This window comes from Chelativorans alearensis (genome assembly GCF_010993735.1).
In the GTDB taxonomy this organism is placed as follows: Bacteria; Pseudomonadota; Alphaproteobacteria; order Rhizobiales; family Rhizobiaceae; genus Chelativorans; species Chelativorans alearense.
The window spans coordinates 1-16,618 of the sequence record NZ_WQNI01000014.1; the positions used below are offsets into that span (position 1 = coordinate 1).

16 protein-coding genes and 2 pseudogenes are annotated in these 16,618 nt (G+C 61.8%); 3 read left to right on the forward strand and 15 right to left on the reverse strand.

Annotated features, from left to right (window positions below; all coding sequences use genetic code 11):
- Positions 1-89: 89 nt before the first annotated feature.
- Positions 90-194, reverse strand: a pseudogene (locus GPJ75_RS20755) (DUF892 family protein); the annotation flags it as partial.
- A gap of 132 nt (positions 195-326) precedes the next feature.
- Between GPJ75_RS20755 and ku (GPJ75_RS20760) the strand changes: the two are divergent.
- Positions 327-1,142, forward strand: a complete 816-nt coding sequence (gene ku, locus GPJ75_RS20760; RefSeq protein WP_163270928.1) for a non-homologous end joining protein Ku — start codon at positions 327-329, stop codon at positions 1,140-1,142.
- On the opposite strand, the gene ligD is transcribed toward ku (GPJ75_RS20760), so the two are convergent.
- Positions 1,143-3,635, reverse strand: coding sequence for a DNA ligase D (gene ligD / locus GPJ75_RS20765; protein ID WP_163270930.1), 2,493 nt, complete (start codon positions 3,633-3,635; stop codon positions 1,143-1,145). It lies immediately after the preceding gene.
- On the reverse strand, positions 3,636-4,478 hold the full coding sequence (ku, locus tag GPJ75_RS20770; protein ID WP_163270932.1) for a non-homologous end joining protein Ku: 843 nt from the start codon (positions 4,476-4,478) through the stop codon (positions 3,636-3,638).
- A gap of 352 nt (positions 4,479-4,830) precedes the next feature.
- Here ku (GPJ75_RS20770) and GPJ75_RS20775 point away from each other — a divergent pair, with 352 nt between their 5' ends.
- The gene (locus GPJ75_RS20775; protein WP_163271191.1) at positions 4,831-5,415 is read left to right on the forward strand and encodes a sigma-70 family RNA polymerase sigma factor; all 585 of its coding nucleotides are present in this window, start codon (positions 4,831-4,833) and stop codon (positions 5,413-5,415) included.
- Positions 5,416-5,637: 222 nt separating this feature from the next.
- On the opposite strand, the gene GPJ75_RS20780 is transcribed toward GPJ75_RS20775, so the two are convergent.
- From GPJ75_RS20780 to GPJ75_RS20790, 3 genes are all read right to left on the reverse strand, one after another.
- Positions 5,638-5,856: a hypothetical protein gene (locus tag GPJ75_RS20780; protein ID WP_163270934.1), complete on the reverse strand. Its 219-nt coding sequence runs from the start codon at positions 5,854-5,856 to the stop codon at positions 5,638-5,640.
- Positions 5,857-5,962: 106 nt separating this feature from the next.
- On the reverse strand, positions 5,963-6,409 hold the full coding sequence (locus GPJ75_RS20785; protein WP_163270936.1) for a DUF421 domain-containing protein: 447 nt from the start codon (positions 6,407-6,409) through the stop codon (positions 5,963-5,965).
- 9 nt (positions 6,410-6,418) lie between these two features.
- Positions 6,419-6,925: a hypothetical protein gene (locus tag GPJ75_RS20790; RefSeq protein WP_163270938.1), complete on the reverse strand. Its 507-nt coding sequence runs from the start codon at positions 6,923-6,925 to the stop codon at positions 6,419-6,421.
- Positions 6,926-7,036: 111 nt separating this feature from the next.
- On the opposite strand from GPJ75_RS20790, the pseudogene GPJ75_RS20795 reads away from it, so the two are divergent.
- Positions 7,037-7,317, forward strand: a pseudogene (locus GPJ75_RS20795) (SDR family oxidoreductase); the annotation flags it as partial.
- Positions 7,318-7,393: 76 nt separating this feature from the next.
- Here the strand turns inward: GPJ75_RS20795 and GPJ75_RS20800 are convergent.
- The 9 genes from GPJ75_RS20800 to GPJ75_RS20840 all read right to left on the reverse strand — a co-directional run bounded on the left by GPJ75_RS20800 (position 7,394) and on the right by GPJ75_RS20840 (position 16,358).
- Complete coding sequence (locus GPJ75_RS20800; RefSeq protein ID WP_163270940.1) at positions 7,394-8,482, reverse strand: ABC transporter ATP-binding protein; 1,089 nt, start codon at positions 8,480-8,482, stop codon at positions 7,394-7,396.
- 2 nt (positions 8,483-8,484) lie between these two features.
- Complete coding sequence (locus GPJ75_RS20805) at positions 8,485-9,270, reverse strand: ABC transporter permease (protein ID WP_163270942.1); 786 nt, start codon at positions 9,268-9,270, stop codon at positions 8,485-8,487.
- Positions 9,267-10,253 carry an ABC transporter permease gene (locus tag GPJ75_RS20810; RefSeq protein WP_163270944.1) on the reverse strand — a complete coding sequence of 329 codons (987 nt, stop codon included), beginning with the start codon at positions 10,251-10,253 and terminating at the stop codon, positions 9,267-9,269. The genes GPJ75_RS20805 and GPJ75_RS20810 overlap by 4 nt, the downstream gene beginning before the upstream one ends.
- A 121-nt stretch (positions 10,254-10,374) precedes the next feature.
- Positions 10,375-11,484 (reverse strand): ABC transporter substrate-binding protein, encoded by a 1,110-nt coding sequence (locus GPJ75_RS20815; RefSeq protein WP_163270946.1) that lies wholly within the window; start codon positions 11,482-11,484, stop codon positions 10,375-10,377.
- 88 nt (positions 11,485-11,572) lie between these two features.
- The gene (locus GPJ75_RS20820) at positions 11,573-12,664 is read right to left on the reverse strand and encodes an NAD/NADP octopine/nopaline dehydrogenase family protein (protein WP_163270948.1); all 1,092 of its coding nucleotides are present in this window, start codon (positions 12,662-12,664) and stop codon (positions 11,573-11,575) included.
- A 46-nt stretch (positions 12,665-12,710) separates the two neighbouring features.
- Positions 12,711-13,289, reverse strand: a complete 579-nt coding sequence (locus GPJ75_RS20825; protein WP_163270950.1) for a peroxidase-related enzyme — start codon at positions 13,287-13,289, stop codon at positions 12,711-12,713.
- Entirely contained in the window at positions 13,286-13,792 is a 507-nt protein-coding gene (locus GPJ75_RS20830) for a CMD domain-containing protein (RefSeq protein ID WP_246249161.1), read from the reverse strand. Before GPJ75_RS20830 ends, GPJ75_RS20825 begins: the two co-directional genes overlap by 4 nt.
- Positions 13,793-13,800: 8 nt before the next feature.
- On the reverse strand, positions 13,801-15,312 hold the full coding sequence (locus GPJ75_RS20835) for an NAD(P)-binding domain-containing protein (RefSeq protein WP_163270952.1): 1,512 nt from the start codon (positions 15,310-15,312) through the stop codon (positions 13,801-13,803).
- Positions 15,309-16,358: a LysR family transcriptional regulator gene (locus GPJ75_RS20840; protein WP_343036334.1), complete on the reverse strand. Its 1,050-nt coding sequence runs from the start codon at positions 16,356-16,358 to the stop codon at positions 15,309-15,311. The genes GPJ75_RS20835 and GPJ75_RS20840 overlap by 4 nt, the downstream gene beginning before the upstream one ends.
- Positions 16,359-16,618: the final 260 nt, after the last annotated feature.

Here is a 16,618-nt window from a genome sequence, read left to right on the forward strand (position 1 = left end):
GCCGCTCGCTCGCTACAGCGCGGTTGAGGGCGCGCGCGCGAGCGGCTTCGTCACCGCCGCACCTACACCACGGGCTGGGACACGACCTAGTTCTCGATCCGCTGAGCCTGGGCCTCCAGCATCTTTTCCGCCTGCTCCTCCATGGCGTGAGCATCCCGCAACCACTGATTCAGTGTTTCGTTGAGGTCGGCCATCTGCATCTCCTTCCGGCTTTCCGCTGCGTTCGCCCAACAGCCCATTTGAACGATTGTTCCGTGGCAGAGATGAACCGTGGAAACAAAGTCGCCTCCACAACGTTTTACGATCTCACCTCTTGGAGAAATTCGATGGCGCCGCGTCCATACTGGAAAGGCTACCTGAAGCTTTCGCTGGTCACCTGCGCGGTCTCCCTCACGCCGGCTGTAACCGAACGTGAAAAGGTGCGCTTCCACACGGTGAACGCGGAAACTGGACACCGTGCCAGAAGCCGATACGTGGACGCGGAGACAGGTGAGCCCGTCCCCGATGACGAGGAAGTGCGGGGGTATGAAGCGGAGGAAGGCCGCTATGTCTTCATTGAAGATGAGGAACTGGAGGCGGTGGAACTCGAAAGCACGCGCACGATCGACATCGACGAGTTCGTTCCTGCCGACTCGATCGAGTGGTTCTGGTACGACAAGCCATACTACCTAATGCCGGATGACGAGGTCGCCGAGGAGGCGTATGCCGTTATCCGAGAGGCAATGGCCGCAACGAGCACTGTCGGCATTTCGCGGCTGGTCCTTTCGCGCCGGGAACGGGCGGTGATGCTGCAACCGCGCGGCAAGGGCATCATCTTGTGGACTCTGCGCTATGGGGACGAGTTGCGCGATCCCGCGAAGGTCTACGGTGACGTGAAGGCAAAAAAGGCGGAGCCCAAGCTGGTGTCGCTCGTCGAAGCGCTGATTGAGGATCTGACGAGACCGTGGGATGAGTCCATTGTCCGTGATCCCGTGCAAGAGCGCCTGAAGGAAATCATCGAAAGCCAAAGCAAGAAGAAGACCAAGAAACCGGCGAAGCGGAGAAAGAACGACGGGGAGCCGGAAACACAAGGCAATGTCGTCAACATCATGGATGCTCTGAAGCAATCGATCTCGCAGGAGAAGGAGAGGAAAAAGGGGTAGTCAGGCTGCTTTCCTCGACGCTCTCCGCAGTGGAACAGCTGCCTTCGGGAACTCTTCCCATGGATGGTGATCCAGACCCGCCAGCCGCGAAAGTGTATTCTCCACTGTAAAATAGCTCGGACCGATGGCGAGACTCAGTTCTTCCCATGCAAGCGGCAGGGAAACAGCCGCGCCAGACCGAGCTCTCGTCGAATAGGGTGCGACAGTGGTCGAGCCTCGGGCGTTGCGCAAATAGTCGACAAAGATCCTGCCCACGCGCTTCGACTTCGTTGTGGTCGCCACATATCGCTCGCGGCTGTCGGATGCCATGCCGTCGGCGATGCTCTTAGCGAATGCTTTCACATCGTCCCATCCCGCCTCGGGCTCGAGCGGCGCCACGACGTGCAGGCCTTTCCCGCCCGATGTCTTCACGAAGCTCTCCAGGCCTGCCGCATTTAGCCGCTCCCGCGCTTCGAGGGCCGCCTCGATCACCTCGCCCCATTCCACGTTCGGTCCCGGATCCAGGTCGATAGTGATGAGATCCGGCCGATCGAGATCACTGAGCTGCGACCCCCAGGGATGGATTTCCAGCGCGCCGCCTTGGACCAGCCCTAGAAGGCCCGGCAGGTCATCGATCGCGATAAGGGGCTGCTCATCCTCGGGATCGTCCGCTTTCAGGATTTCCTTCGACTGTCCGCGCCAGGCATGTTTCTGAAAGAAGCACTGACCACCCACCCCATCGGGACAGCGCACCAGCGCCAAAGGCCTGTTGACCACGAAAGGCGCAATCAGCGGCCAGATTTCGCAGTAGTAGTCGGCAAGGCCCGCTTTGGTCACGCCGGCATCCTTCCAGTAGAGCCGGTCTGGGTGGGTTAGTTTCACCGCGGGAGCCGCCTTGCCGGACGTTGTCGAGGAACCGGCGCTTGGCGGTGCGCTGAAGACCACATCCCGCGCCTTCTTGTCCTCGCGCAGGCCGCGGAAGGATGCGTGCCTTATCACGCCGTCAACCGTCCACCTGCTGAACTCAATCTCGGCGACAAGTTCCGGCCGAACGAATTTCGCCTGTCTTGCCTCATCGGCAGAGAGACTTCGGGCAAACGGGCTTTTCGGCTGCCGCAGCGTGTCCAGTCGCCTGAAAAGATCTTGCGCAGCATCCAGCGAATAGCCCGTGCCGACACGCCCTGCATAGGTCAGCTTGCCGCTGTCATAATACCCGAGAATGAGAGAACCGATTGCCCTGTTTGCTGTGGTGGAAGGCACGAACCCGGCGATGACGAACTCCTGCCGCGCGGCACATTTCGATTTGATCCACTCCTTGCCTCTGCCGGACCGGTAGGGCGCGTCGCGGCTCTTCGATACGATGCCCTCAAGGCTTAGCCGGCAGGCGTGGCGCAGTACGATTTCGCCCTGCTCTTCAAAATGCTCGCTGTACCTCAGCACGTCTGGCGCGGCCTTCAGCAGGCTGGCCAGCGTCACCTTTCGCTCGATCTGGGGCGAGGGGCGAAGGTCGTGGCCGTCAAAATAGAGCAGGTCGAAGGCGTAAAAGGCGAGGCGATCAGTGCGACCGGCGCCGAGGTCGGCCTGAAGGGTGGAGAAATCGGTGGCCCCCGCCGGTCCCTCGACCACGACCTCGCCGTCTATGATCGCTTCCGCTTTCGTCAGCTGCGCCAGGGCCGAAGTAATGCGGCCGCCGAACCTATCTGTCCAGTCGAGCCCGCTGCGGGTGAGGAGGCATATCTTGCCCTTCCGGATATGCACCTGCAGGCGGTAACCGTCGAACTTGATCTCGTGGAGCCACTTGGTGCCCTTCGGCGCCGACTTCCGTAGGGTCGCCAGCGCCGGTTCGACGAAACCGGGATAGGCCGCCTTCTTTGCCTTCTTCGGTAGACGGGGTGGTTCGGCCTGCGGCTTCTCGATCCTGCCCGTCTTGGAGGACCAGCCGGGCGCTTCGCCGGCGATCTCCTCGAGGGTCCTGCCTGTTTTCACCGACTCTGGGCGCTCCTCGATAATGTCGGGATCGCCAGCGCCGCGCGCGAACTCGTCCTCCCCCTTGATAAGCAACCAGTTTTCTTTCTTCTCCCGCGGCTTCTTGGCCATCCGGACGAGATGCCAACGGCCGCCGAGCTTTTCTCCTTTGATTTCGAAATCAATCCGTCCCTTGGCGTATCCCTTCTTTGCATCCCCGATCGGCGACCAGCGGCCGCGATCCCACAACAGCACCGTTCCTCCCCCATATTCGCTCTTCGGAATCGTGCCTTCGAATGAGCCGTATTCGAGAGGGTGATCCTCGACCTGGACGGCAAGCCGCTTCTCCCCGGGAACAAGACTCGGCCCCCTGGTCACGGCCCAGCTTTTGAGCACCCCCTCCATCTCCAGGCGCAGGTCGTAGTGAAGCCGCCGCGCCGCGTGCTTTTGTATGAGATAGCCGTTTCCCGCCAGACGAGTCCCCGCTGTCCCACGTGGTTCCGGGGTTGTCTTGAAATCGCGCTTCTTGCGGTAGGCGGTCAGTCCCATCTAACCCGCCTTACGCCGCTGTGCAGGCACTGTCTTCTTCTTGTCCGTCGCGGGCTTTTTCGCCCTGTCTGCGGCTTTGGCGCTCTCGCGCAGGGCATCCATCAGGTTAACAACCTTTGTCTCCTTCGGCCGTTTGGGCGTCATGATTTCCCGCCCTTCCATCTTCGCCCGCACGAGGTCGACCAACGCGTTGTCGTACCGGTCCTCAAAGGTGCGAGGGTCAAAAGACCCAGCCTTGGTGTTGATGATGTGTTTGGCAAGGTTGAGCATCTCGCCCTCGACCTTGAACTCGGGCAGTTCGTCGAAGAGCTCGCCAGCCTGTCTGACCTCGTAGTCGAAGTTGAGCGTATGCGCCACCAGCCCCAGTCCCTGCGCCCGCAACAGCAGCGCACGCGCGCGGCGGAAAAGCACGGCCTTTCCGACCGCCGCCACGTCCTTGCGACGCATTCCCTCGCGAATGACAGCGAACGACTCGCCCAGAATTCCCGTCGGCGGCGCCAGGTAGTATGGTCGGTCGAAATAGACCGTGTCGACGTCGGGGCAGCGGATAAAGGCGTCGATGCGGATGGTCTTGTCGCTCTCCGGTATCGCGCTAGCGACCTCTTCGGGGTCGAGGACGACCTGTTCGCCTTCCTCCGTTTCGTAGCCTTTTGCCCGTTGCTCACGCCCGACCGGCTTCTCGGTTTCCTCGTCGATATACTGGCGCTTCACGCGGTTGCCGGTCTTGCGGTTGAGAATGTGGAAGGAAATGCGTCTTGAAGTGGTGGCGGCGGCGTAGAGCGCCACCGGAAAAGCCAACTCGGCGATCTTGATGTGCCCTTTCCATGTCGCCCTGGGTGCCATTACTCTTCACTCCACTTCCGGCATACTGAATCAACCCGACACCGGAAGAGAAGTTCCCGCGGTCGGAGGGCCGTGCCGCAAAGGGCCGCGGGGAGCCGCAGATTGCCGGTACAGGTGAGAGGGCGCCCCACGGACGTCGACGTATACACGCCTTTTTCCAAGACCTGACGTCCACGCGACTGTCGCCGCACCATGAAGCCCTTTCGAAAAACCTGCATCCAGGCATCAATCTGTACAGCAGCGCCATCACGTCCCGTTACAGCTTCGGAACTCTATGACCGATGATGCATTGCCAAACAGGTACATCGGGAGAAGGGGGATTCGGAGCTATCTAATCCAAAGGAGACGCGGCATGCCGCCGTCATCGGACTGGAAGAATGGCACCCAATTTCATCCTGACGGCGAGATCGTCGCCTTGATTCCGGCGCTTAGAGCTTTCGCGCGTACGTTCTGCCGCGATCGGTACGATGCCGATGACCTTGTCCAGGAAACGCTGGCAAAGGGGTTGGCGAACATTCACCAGTTTCAGCCCGGCACGAGCATGAAATCCTGGCTCTTCACGATCATGCGCAACACGTTCTGCACCCGCGCAAGAATCATGCGGCGCGAATTGCCCAGCACGGAGGACTGCGCATCCATGCGACCGGCGACGGACCCGACACAGGGATGGTCAGTACGCGGTAGCGAGGTGCGCGAGGCCGTCCAACGGCTCCCGGCCCAGCAGCGGCAGGTGCTCGTGCTCGTCGCTCTTCTCGGCGCAAGCTACGAAGAGGCCGCCGAAATTTGTGGCTGCGCGATGGGAACGGTCAAAAGCCGCCTGAATCGCGCCCGCCTGCGGCTCGTCGAAGAGTTGGGAGAAGACTCATCCCGCTCGTCGCTTGAGATGATGGACGAGCATCCGGCCACCTCGATGAAGGCATCCGCCTTCAGCAGGTAAGTGTCCCCCAATCCGCGGCTTGAGACGGCGTTCCTGCCCGCGCATCGCGGAACGAGCACTGGATGATTCAACGACCGGCATGGATCGGGTCCGACTTGCTGCTGCTGGTGGCGCTGACTGGATTCTCGGCAGGAAGCCTCGTCCGCAACGAACGTCTCCGGCCCGACGTTCCACGATGATTTCACAGGCGAACAAGTTCAGCGCAGCCGGACCATAGCGAGGCTACCGTGTCGGGGCCTGCGGTGCCAGGAAGCTACCCACATCGACGATGATCGCCTCGACCTCGCCATCCCGCGTCAGGACGACGTCGCCGGCTGGTTTCTGTATCAGTCCTTCGAAGAAGCCGGTGTCGACGAATTCGCCGCTTGCAAGCGGTCGGCGGAACAGTCTAATCGGGATGAGACCGAACGGGAAAAATGAACACTGCGCACGGATGCTCATTAGCCGCCAGAACTTCCGGTGGGCTCGCGTCCGGTCAGGTGGCAAAATCCGTTAGCCAACAGTTTCTGCATCTCGCGGCTTCAAAACAGCCCCCCACATGTTGTCGCTACTGTTCCCTCGGGATGATGCTGAGGTTGCCGCTGATTTCGAGCACAGCGTACTCGACCTGGTCCAGCCGGCTGAGTCCATGTTGCTGCCGGGCGCTCTCCATGACATCGTCCAAGCTTACGCGCGCGCGCCGCAATGCGTGAAAGTCGGGCTGTCCGCGGCTGATAAGAACCGTTGGCAAACCGTCCAGCAGGGCTGCGGACCGGGGCGACTGTTGCTTGAGGTAGGAAAGGACGATGTCCGTGACGAACAGCGTCACAATCAAGACGGCCGCGTTCGTGATCGAGTAGTCTTCGCCAAGCAGCGCCTGTTGCGTTGTCTCGGCGACGATCAGGAGAAGCACGAAATCAAAAGGCGTGACCTGCGCCATAGTGCGGCGACCCGAAAGCCGCGTGACGAGCAGAAGCACGAAATAGACTGCAAGGCCGCGCAATACCGATTCCACACCGACCTCCTATGGCAATACCACTGTCCATGCGGTCTCGCTCGCCGAGCCGATCGAAACGTCGAATGAGGCCCAGCCGGGGCGCAACATCTTGACGTCGAGATCGATTCTCTTGGTTCCGCTGCCGGTCAGGGAAAACCGAAGCAGCAGGCCCAAGGTGGTGGCTTCGCTGTGGTCTGGTTGCGGTTGTATTTGTTCGATTGTGAAAAGATTGTGGAACGTCGGGCCAAAGACGACCGTTACGGTAGAGGTGTCTCGCACAGCCAAGCTGATGCTGTCGCTGTCCTGCCAGCGTGAAACACGCGGCAGAACCACGGTCGCGTCCCCTAGCTGCAGGGTCTGCTTGCTGAAATAGCCCCCGCCGCCCGAGAAACCAGCCAGCGCCACCAGCAGCAGCAATCCGAACCCGATCCAAGCAAGTCGCTGGATCGTCCAATGCCGGTTCTGAAACGAACGGTCCTCAGCCAGTTGGAGGCCATCGTTCCTGATCGGCGGCGGCTGGATGTCGTTTGACATGCCTCCAGAACCTGCAGAACTGCCTATTGTTCCCATAGAAGCCGTGGTCGGAGCGCCCATCAACCGAATGCAAAGCTGCACGACCCGATCGAACAAGGCTGCTGCGAGCACCTTGAAAAGTCGGAGGTGGCGAAGGAGAGCATCACCGTAAACGCTATCTGCCCAGGCATCATCGATATCGACATGTGGGCCTGCAATGATGCCGCTTGGGCAAGCTACTCGGCAACTGCAAGCCGGGCGAACTGATGGCGAAAAGGGTAAAGCACATTCCGATGGTGCGCGCAGGTACCAGCGAGGACGTCTCCGGTCTCGTGGCCTTCCTTGCAAGCATCGACGCGACCTATATCACCGGCCGAACGATCAATGCCGACAGTGGATTGATCAGGTCGTAGCCATAGAATGGTTGGGCAAGTAGGTGGGCCGATTGCCCTTTGGCTTCTCGAGCCAATCGCCTACCAGGTCGATGCGCTAGTCCCGCAACACCGTCAATCGCTCAGGCTCCCAGCTTATCCAGAGCCGGTCATCGGCAACCTGCGCAGCGTTGCCTGCATCCATATAGGCGTGGATGACCGTATTCTGGTGCCCGCCGATGCGGATGTCCAAGGAGGTGCGACTCCCCTTGAAGAGCTTGCTGACGATACGCCCCTCGATGGCGTTCATGCGGGCTGGCTTCCTGGGATGGCACATCACGTTTTCGAGCCGTAGCGAGGCCGTGACCGTGTCGCCCTCGCAAGGCTGGTGGCCGTGCGCCACGCCGCGCACGTCCGTGCCGTTCCAGTCGATGGCGATCGTGTCCTTGTCGATACCGCGCACCGTGCCTTCGATGAGGTTGGTCTCGCCGATGAACTCGGCCACGAAACGGCTCTCCGGGCGGAAATAGAGATCCTCCGGCGTGCCGGCCTGTTCCACCCTGCCGGCATTCATAACGACGACGCGGTCCGACATGGTCAGGGCTTCTTCCTGATCATGCGTGACGAAGAAGAATGTCTTGCCGGTGCGCTTCTGAATATCCTTGAGCTCGATCTGTACCTGGCCGCGCAGCTTGGCGTCGAGAGCGCCGAGCGGTTCGTCGAGCAGAAGCAGCTTGGGGTCGGGGGCGAGTGCGCGGGCGAGCGCCACGCGCTGCCGCTGACCGCCGGATAGCTGGTCCGGCGAGCGGTCGCGGAAGCCGGAAAGCTGCAGGAAGTCGAGAAGTTCTCCCATCCTGCGGTCGATCTCATCGCGCGGCTCGCCTTTCAGCTCCAGCCCAAAGGCGATATTTTGACCGACTGTCATATGCGGGAACAGCGCATAATCCTGAAAAACCATGTTGACGTCGCGCCGGTTGGGCGGCTTGCGGGTCACGTCGACGCCGTCGAGGACGATGCGGCCTTCATCGGGCGTTTCGAATCCACCGAGCATGCGCAGCGTCGTGGACTTGCCGCAGCCGGATGGACCGAGGAACGTGACGAATTCGCCGGCCATGATCCGCATGTCCAGCCGGTCCACCGCGACGACGCTGCCGAAGCGTTTGGTGACGTTGTCGATATGGACGATGGTATCCGTTTCGCCGGTCATTGTCAGGAGCCCTTGTTCAAGCGCCGCATGGAGCGCTCGGCCCACAGGCCGAGGATTGCAGTCATGATGAGTACGATCGTCGAGATGGCGTTGATCTCCGGCGACATGCCCGAGCGCAGCTTGGCGAAGATCAGCACCGGGAGGGTCGGCTGGTAGCCACCGAGGAAGAAGGCGCGCACGAAGTCGTCGAAGGACAGCAACATGCAGAAGATTCCAGCTCCGATCAGTGCCGGCTTCAGATAGGGCAGCGTCACGCGGAAGAAGGCGACGATGCTGTCGGCGCCGAGGTCGCGCGCTGCCTCGATGTGGCTCTTCGGCTGGGTCGACAGCCGCGCCATCACCACAAGCGCCACGAAGGGAACATTGTGCACCGTGTGGCCAAGGATGATGGCCAGCATGCCGGGCTCTATATCGATCAGCCGCGCGAAGATGCGCAGCGCAATGGCCGAGATGATGCCTGGAATGACAGCGGGGAGACAGGCAAGCGCAAAGACGATCGCCTTGCCGCGGAACATGTTCGGCCCGAGGAAGGTCGCCATCCATGTGCCGATGATCAGCGACAGGACCGTCGTCGAGACGGCGATCGCCATGGAGTAGCCGAAGACCGCCAGAACCTGCGTGTCCTGCATGACGGTGGCATACCAGTCGAAGGTCCAGGCGCGGATGGGAAAGCCGATGAATTTCGAATCCTTGAAGCCCATCGTCACCATCAGTGCCAAGGGCACGAAGAGATAGATGACGAAGGCCCAGTAGACGACAGACATCACGATGCGCGTGTGGCGGGTCATCGTATCATTCCCTTTCCGCCACGGCCCATCAGCTTCAGAAAGATACCGGTGGCGGCCAGAGTGGCGATCAGCATTATCGAGGAGAAGGCGGCGCCCATCGGCCACTGGTCGCCGGCAACATGGAAAAAGCCGGCGATGGTCTCGGCGAAGACAGTCGAGCGCGGTCCGCCGAGTAGCACGGGGGTGGCATAGTAGCCGGTCGAAATCAGGAAGACGAGCGTGCAGCCCGAGGCAATACCTTCCTTCGATAGAGGCAATGTGATGCGGCGGAAGCGCGTCCAAGCGCCGGCCCCCAGGTCGGCCGCCGCTTCCAAATAGTTGTCGGGAATCTTTTCCAGTGCCGAATAGAGCGGCAGAAGCATGTAGAGCGCCGTCAGGTAGATGATGCCGACGCCGAGCGAGAACCCGGTGTACATGAACGGAATGGGACGGTCGATTAGGCCGAGCGACTTGAGCACCAGGTTTACAGCCCCGTTGTTGCCGAGCAGGATCATGATCGCATAGGTGCGCACGATCTCGCCCACCCAGAACGGAATGAGCAGCAAAAGCAGAAACAGGAGCTGGTTCTTGCGCTTCACATGCTTGGCCAGGAAATAGGCCACCGGGTAGGTGATTAGCAGGGTAATCACTGTAAAGATGAGGGAGAAGGCCAGCGTTCGGAAGAATGGGACGATGAACACCCGATCCTGGAAGAAGGCCGCCCAGTTGGCGAATGTTAACTTCGGTTCGTATCCCACTTTCGGCGGATAGGAATCGAGAAAGCCGATCCAGAACATTTCGACGATGGGACCGAGATTGGCGAAGACGATCCACAACAGCGGCAGGCTTGCCAGCATGACGAACTGCCGGCGCTGCGTCTTGAACAGCGTGTTGGACAGTGTCTGATAAGCGCCGTTCTGCAGCAGCGCGCCCCAGAAGTTCATCCTGCCGCCCGGTGCGGATGCCTTGCCGAGGTCTGCCGTGTCGGATTCTGCATGGGCCATGAGGTCAGTCGCCTGTGCTTCTCGATGCGCGGTCCCCGACGACCGGGGATGATCTGCGCCACCCTGGCTGGATTGTTCGGGCCGGTCGGGCGGAGTTGGCCCCCGCCCGGCCGGCCGGTCGTCAGGCGGCCTTGATTTCCTCGACCGCGGGATCGACGAGCTTGTATTTCAACTCGTTCGCCTCAGCACGGAAGAACTGCAGTCCGGCCAGTTCCTCTTCGGTGAAGGAGGACGCCTTCTTCTCGATGTCGGACAGATACTGGTCGGCGCCCTTGTAGGTGGAGATGAACCCGGAAGACTGGGTCATCCTCGCACCCACCTCGGAGTTCGCCAACAGGGCATCGAGCAGCTTGTAGGCGTTGTCGGCGTTGGGCGCGTTGTTGGCGATGTTCAGCGTGTAGACGAAGCCGTAGGTGCCTTCCTTCGGAATGGTCATGTCGACCGGGAAGCCGTCCGTGATCAGCTTGGCGATCGGGCCGTTCCACGCATGGGCTAGCGTGATGTCCTGGTTGATGAACATCTGCTGGACCTCCGCGCCGGCGTCGTAATACTTGCGCACCAGCGGCTTCTTCTCGATCAGGAAATCGCGTGCCTCCCCAACAATCTCTGCGGCCTTTTCCGGATCGTCCATATACGCGACCATGTTTCCGTCATAGCCCTTATAGAGCATGACGACGGACATCATGTCCTGGATCGTGTAGGCGGTCTGGCCGGAGTATTTTTCGGAGAAGAGTACGTCCCAGCTCTTCACTTCGTCCTCGCTGACAACCTCGGTGTTGTAGGCAAGGATCTCCATGCCGGACAGGATCGGCGCGCCCCACTTGTTGCCGTTGATCGTCGCCCAGTCGCTCTCCGAATAGATGGGATTGATGTTGCCCCAGTTCTTGAGGCGATCAGTGTCGAGCGGCGCCAGCAGATCGGAGGAAATAAACTGCAAGAAGCGGTGACCGGCTACCGTGACGATATCGGTAGACGGGTCGGGCGCTTCAGCCGCGAGCAGGTTGAACTGCTTGCCCTGATCGTCGACCAGCCGGATCTGGATCTGGATGCCCGTCTCCTTTTCGAATTCGGCCTTGAAGTCATCGGGAATGAAATTGGCATAGGTCCACACGTTGACGACGCCCGAGGCACGGGCAGCGGTCGAGCGCAGATATGCCGGCGCCGCGAGCAGGCCGGTGCCTGCCGCGCCTGTCTTGAGAAGATGTCTGCGATTGATGACGAGTTTGGTCATGGTGATTATCCCTCTTTCGGTTCCGGTACTTTCATCATGTCATGCATTTCGTTCGGCAGGGCTCTTTCCGGCCCTTTCGTTCAGGCGTTCATGCCGGCAGTTTTTCGGCGCGATAGCCCTCGCGCGACAAGGTTCTGAGTTCGTCGAGCGTCATGTCGTTTATCGCGAGCGCATCTAGAAGCTGATTTTCGGCGAAGAAGTCGCGCCCATACATCGCCGAAAACGTCTCGACGCCCGCCCGGTGCAACTTCGCCTCTCGGCCCGTCAGTTCGCCGAGCCTGACCGTCATCAGCAGGCCATAGGGCACGTCCTCGGTGACGTAGCGGCTGTCGGCCGTGGTTGGTCCCGTGCCGCCGCGGCCTTCTTCGTGCATCTTCTGGTTCATGTTTGACACCGTGTCCTGCGGCACATGAAAGGACAGGTGGAAATGCTCGAAAATGGTGCGCACGGACAGGCCGAGCGCGTCGGCGATGGCGAGCCGCTCACGGTCGAGCGCTTCGAGCAGCCGTCCCACATTGGGCGTCACGTTGAAGCCCTGGCTCCAGCTTTCGCCATGCTCCATGCGGGTCATGTTGCAGAGCGCGATGCCCATATGGTTTTGCGGATTGAGATTGCTGAGCGCGATGGCGAGCAGCCCGTCGCGCTGGACGAAACGGTCGCCGAACAGGCGCCGGCAGAGTGCGAGGCCTTCGTCGGAAAGGCTCTCCGGCACGGTGCAAAGGTCGATCTTGCTGCGCACCGTGTTGACGTTGACCTCCGTAAGGCTCGGCTGGCGGCCGGTGACGGCCGTCGTTCCCCAGGCGACGATGGGCACGGTGATGCCGCGCGCGGCCAACAGGCGCGAAAGATAGAGCGCACCGAACGAGGCGTGCGAGGAGATGATCACCGCCTGGTCGGGGCGGATATGCGGGGCGATCGCATCGAAGGCATGCTTGTGCCCGTAGCCGGGCAAGACGATGAGGATCACGTCGGCGCCGGAGACCAGTTCCTCGGCCGATCGTGCGACGCCGGGATGGAAGGAGCCTTCGACGGCGCCGGTCGCAACGAGCGGTTCGCCGGCGGCCAGCCTCTTGGTGCGCGCGCCGGACGGTGACCACAAGACCGGGCGGTGACCCGACTGCTCGAGAAACGCCGCAATGCCAAAGGCGATGGCTCCTGCCCCGGCTATGCCAACACGCATCCTGCTGTCCCCCTTACTCAAAACGCCTTACTCCGAACCTCGTTCATCAATCGTCGATCACCGGGTCGCCCAGCGTGTGCATCAACCGGTTGGCCCAGCCGAACAGCGCAGCGGAGAGAATGAGGTCGAGCAACTCGTCGTCCTTCAGGCCTGCCGCGCGCAGCGCCCGCATATCGTCCTGCGTTGCCTCGCTCGGCGCCTTGGAGAGCTTCGCCGCGAAGGTGAAGATCGCTTGCTTGCGCTCGTCGAGCTCCGCATCCTCGCCATCGGCGAATATGCGGCGCATGACCTCTTCGTCCTTGGCGAGCTGGTTGTAGCGGCTCGCATGGACCGCCGTGCAATAGATGCAATGATTGACCACCGAGGCGCCGACCGCGCTGAGCTCGCGTTCCGCCCGCCCCATCCCGCCGCGATTGTACATGATCGCGTTGAAGAGCGGCGTGCGCACCTTGAGCGTCTCGACATCGTTGGCGAGCACCAGGACGTAGTCGGAGACCTTGGTGTTGGACGGCGTCACCTTGAGGGCGTCGAGCTGCTCGGGCGTCGCTTCGTCGAGCTTGATCGGCTGGACGCGCGGGCGCCAGCGGGGAATCTCGGTGGTGAATTCGTGGATGATGGTGCTCATGCCATCGCCTTCATCAGCTTGAGACCGGCGATCACGCGGATCTGGTAAGCCAGGAATGCGTTCAACTCGGAGAGGCGCACGATGTCCGCGTCCGAGACGCCGGCGGTCTTCAGCGCCTCGATGTCGGCCGCAGCCGTCTCGCGCGGGTACACCGACACCAGGTCGGTGTAGGCGATCAGCGCCGCACGCCGGGTGTCGCCGCCGCCCTTGTAGGCAGGATCGGCCATTGCCGAAACCGCTTCGTCAGCGCCCGCCTCTTCAAGCAGCGTCGCGTAGTGCGCGGCCAGACCCTCGTCGGCGTTGAGACGCGCGATGCGGGCGGCGAGCGCGGCCCGTTCGCCATGCGAGAGCCCGCCGGGGTCGGCCGGCTTCAGGGCGGCATCGTGGGTTGCCTGTGTCATGGCCATGATGTCGGCGCGGCCCTCCAGCGCGTCCCGGACAGGGCCGCTCTCTGCCGCGTCGGCCTGTGTTATCACGACGTCGTTCGGCGAAAGTTCATTCATGCCAATGTTCAGCCCCCAATCTGGTATGTCGGCTCGGCAACGGCCTCACCTGCGCCGTCTTCGAGCTCGGTGTCCGTCCACTCGTCACCGAGCAGTTCCGGTTTGTCGTAGTCGAGCATCCCTTGCCAATGTCGCTCCACGTCCTCTTTGTAGAGTTCGGCGGCGATGGCGTAGGCGAGCCATCTGGCACCCTCGCTGATGCCGGGGATATCGCCGGACACCTTGCCCAGGCTCGCCGATGCGCCGTAGTTGAAGCAGCGGATATTGGACAGCCAGGGCGCCCTGCCGGGGGTGCGCTCGCGAAACGAGAAATCGGGATTGAGATAGGGGAAATTCGCCAGTTCGCGGCTCTCTTCCCCGGCGGGCGGCGTGTAGCAATCACCCCACAAGAGGATCTCGCCCGCCGCATCGCCGAGTTCGGCGCGTGCCAGGGGATCGACGGTGAAGCCGGTGCCGAGAATGAGAAAATCGGCGCGCACGGTCTTTCCGGTGCTGGTTTCGATGACTACCTCCTCGCCTTCGTGCCACACCTGTGCGATCCCTTCGCCGAAGTGGAAGAAGGCATTTGCGTGCCGGCTGACCCGCAGCGTCGAGCCGCGCGGGGAGGGGGTTTGCGTGGCAAAGGAATACTGCATGAAGCGCCAGCGCCATTCGTCCGGCAGCTCGGCGTAGCCAGCGGTGAAGCCGAAGGAGCCGATGCCCATCATCTTGTTGATGGTCGGCATCTCCTTGCGGCGGATCAGATGCCGCACTTCCTTTGCGCCCGCCTCGAGCGCCTCCGCCGAATTGTCGACCGCCGATGCGCCGATCCCGATGACGATCACGCGCTTACCCTTCAGGGCCGGGAAATCGATGTCCTCGGAGGAGTGCGACCACAGGCGTTTCGGCAGGCCGGCGACAAAATCCGGGATATTCGGATGACCGGTGCCGTCGCGCCCCGTCGCCATGACGAACTTGCGCGTGAGAACCGAGCTTTCCGCCGCCCCGACGCCGCTGAGTTCGAGCCGGAGATAGCCGCCCTCCGGCGTCACCCTCTTGACCTCGACCTCGTTCTCCACCGGGATGCCCAGCACCTTGCGGTACCAGATGAGATAGTCCATCCACATAGGGCGAGGGATCTTGTCGAGCGCTTCCCAGGCGTCCGCGCCGTGCTGTGCCTCGTACCAGGCGCGGAAGGTGAGGGGGCCCATGCCGTAGGCCGGTCCGGGCAAGGTCTTGGGCGATCGCAGTGTCTCCATCCGGGCATAGGTAAGCCAGGGCCCCTCACGACCTTCGGGGCTGCGGTCGAAAATGCGCATGTTGTGTATTCCGCCGGCCCTGAGCGCGAAGCCCGCAACGAGGCCGCACATGCCGCCGCCGATGATCACAGCGTCGAGAACCTTTTCGCCCGTCTCAGTGCGGCGCTCCGGCACCCAGCTGGCGGGCGGCAGGTTGAGGCATTCGAGATCGAAGCGTATGCGGGCTGCCAACGCATCCAGGCCTTGTGCGGCGCCAGGCGTGGGGCGGAACTGACAGGTCATGCTGATCCTCGATGATGCTCTTGGATGCCCGATCGGCTCCGAGCGGCTGCAGGCGCCTGCTGGTTCGTTGCCTGTGCGCTGCGGGCAGGATCGAGAATCTCGAGATCGGGAATGAGGCGCAGCGCCTCTGCCTCCACGGCCTCGATCAGCTTCGTGACGAGAGGGCGTAGCGGGCGCGCGGCTGCGGCAACGGCGCCCCAGTAGAACGGCACAGCGACATCGATCGGGCGGATCACCACACCCGGCAGGGGAACCCCATAGGCGCTGACGGGGTCGATGATCGACACGACACCGGTCTTTTGCACGAGCCGCAGCGCGGAATAGGATACGTTGGTGCGGATCAGCGGGCCCGGCTGTACACCATTCGCCTCCATCACCTGCGAGACCTGGCGCTGAAACCGTCCTGGATCGAGCATGGTCACGAACCGTCGGCCGGCAAAGGCCGAAAGCGGTACGACATCGTGCTCGGCGAGCGGATCGCTCTCGGGCAAGGCGGCGACGTCATTGGCGCGGTACAGCCGCGCGACTTCAAGCCCCGGTACGTCCAGCGGCATGCTGGAGAAACCGATCTCTGCGCTGCCGGAACCCACTTCCTGCGCGACCATATTCGGCAGGTATTGCGCGATCTGGACTTCGGACGGCAGTTTTCCGACGGCAAAGTCGGCCAGCGCGGCGGGAATGAGCCCGGTGGCGATCGCGGAAGTTGCGGCCACCTGCAACATCCGGCCCTTGCCCGCCGCGATCGCGCGGGCACGCGCGGCCAGGCCGGAAAGGGAATTCAGGACACGGCGCGCGTCTTCCTCGAAAGCAACGCCTTCGTCCGAGAGCATGACCCGTCGGCCGGCGCGTTGCAGAAGCGGAAACCCAAGCTTGGCCTCGAGCTCCTGGATGGTTCGTGTGACCGATGGTTGCGACCGTTCCAGAAGCACCGCAGCTTTCGTGATGCTCCCTGTCTCGGCAACGGCCAGAAAGGTCTGAAGGTCCCGTGTCTCCATGGAATAATATGCTATATGAATAATTTCATCGAATCCATCCAAAATTGACATAGATCAAGGCACGCGGATTCGGAGCTTGTTTCTCCTGAACGAGCGCCGGATGGCGCGGAGAATGTCCGGGTGGCGGGCATGCCTTTGTTTCCGATCCAATTCCAAAAAGCCCCTTCGGAGCGCTGCCGATAGGGCATCTGTGCTAATGGCTAAAATCCCCATGTCATGCTGAATGTGGCGCCCGGGAGCAATCGAGCATCCGGCTCGATGCTCGATGACCGCTTTGTCGGCTCGATGTTTGTCGTGGGAGCATTTCATTG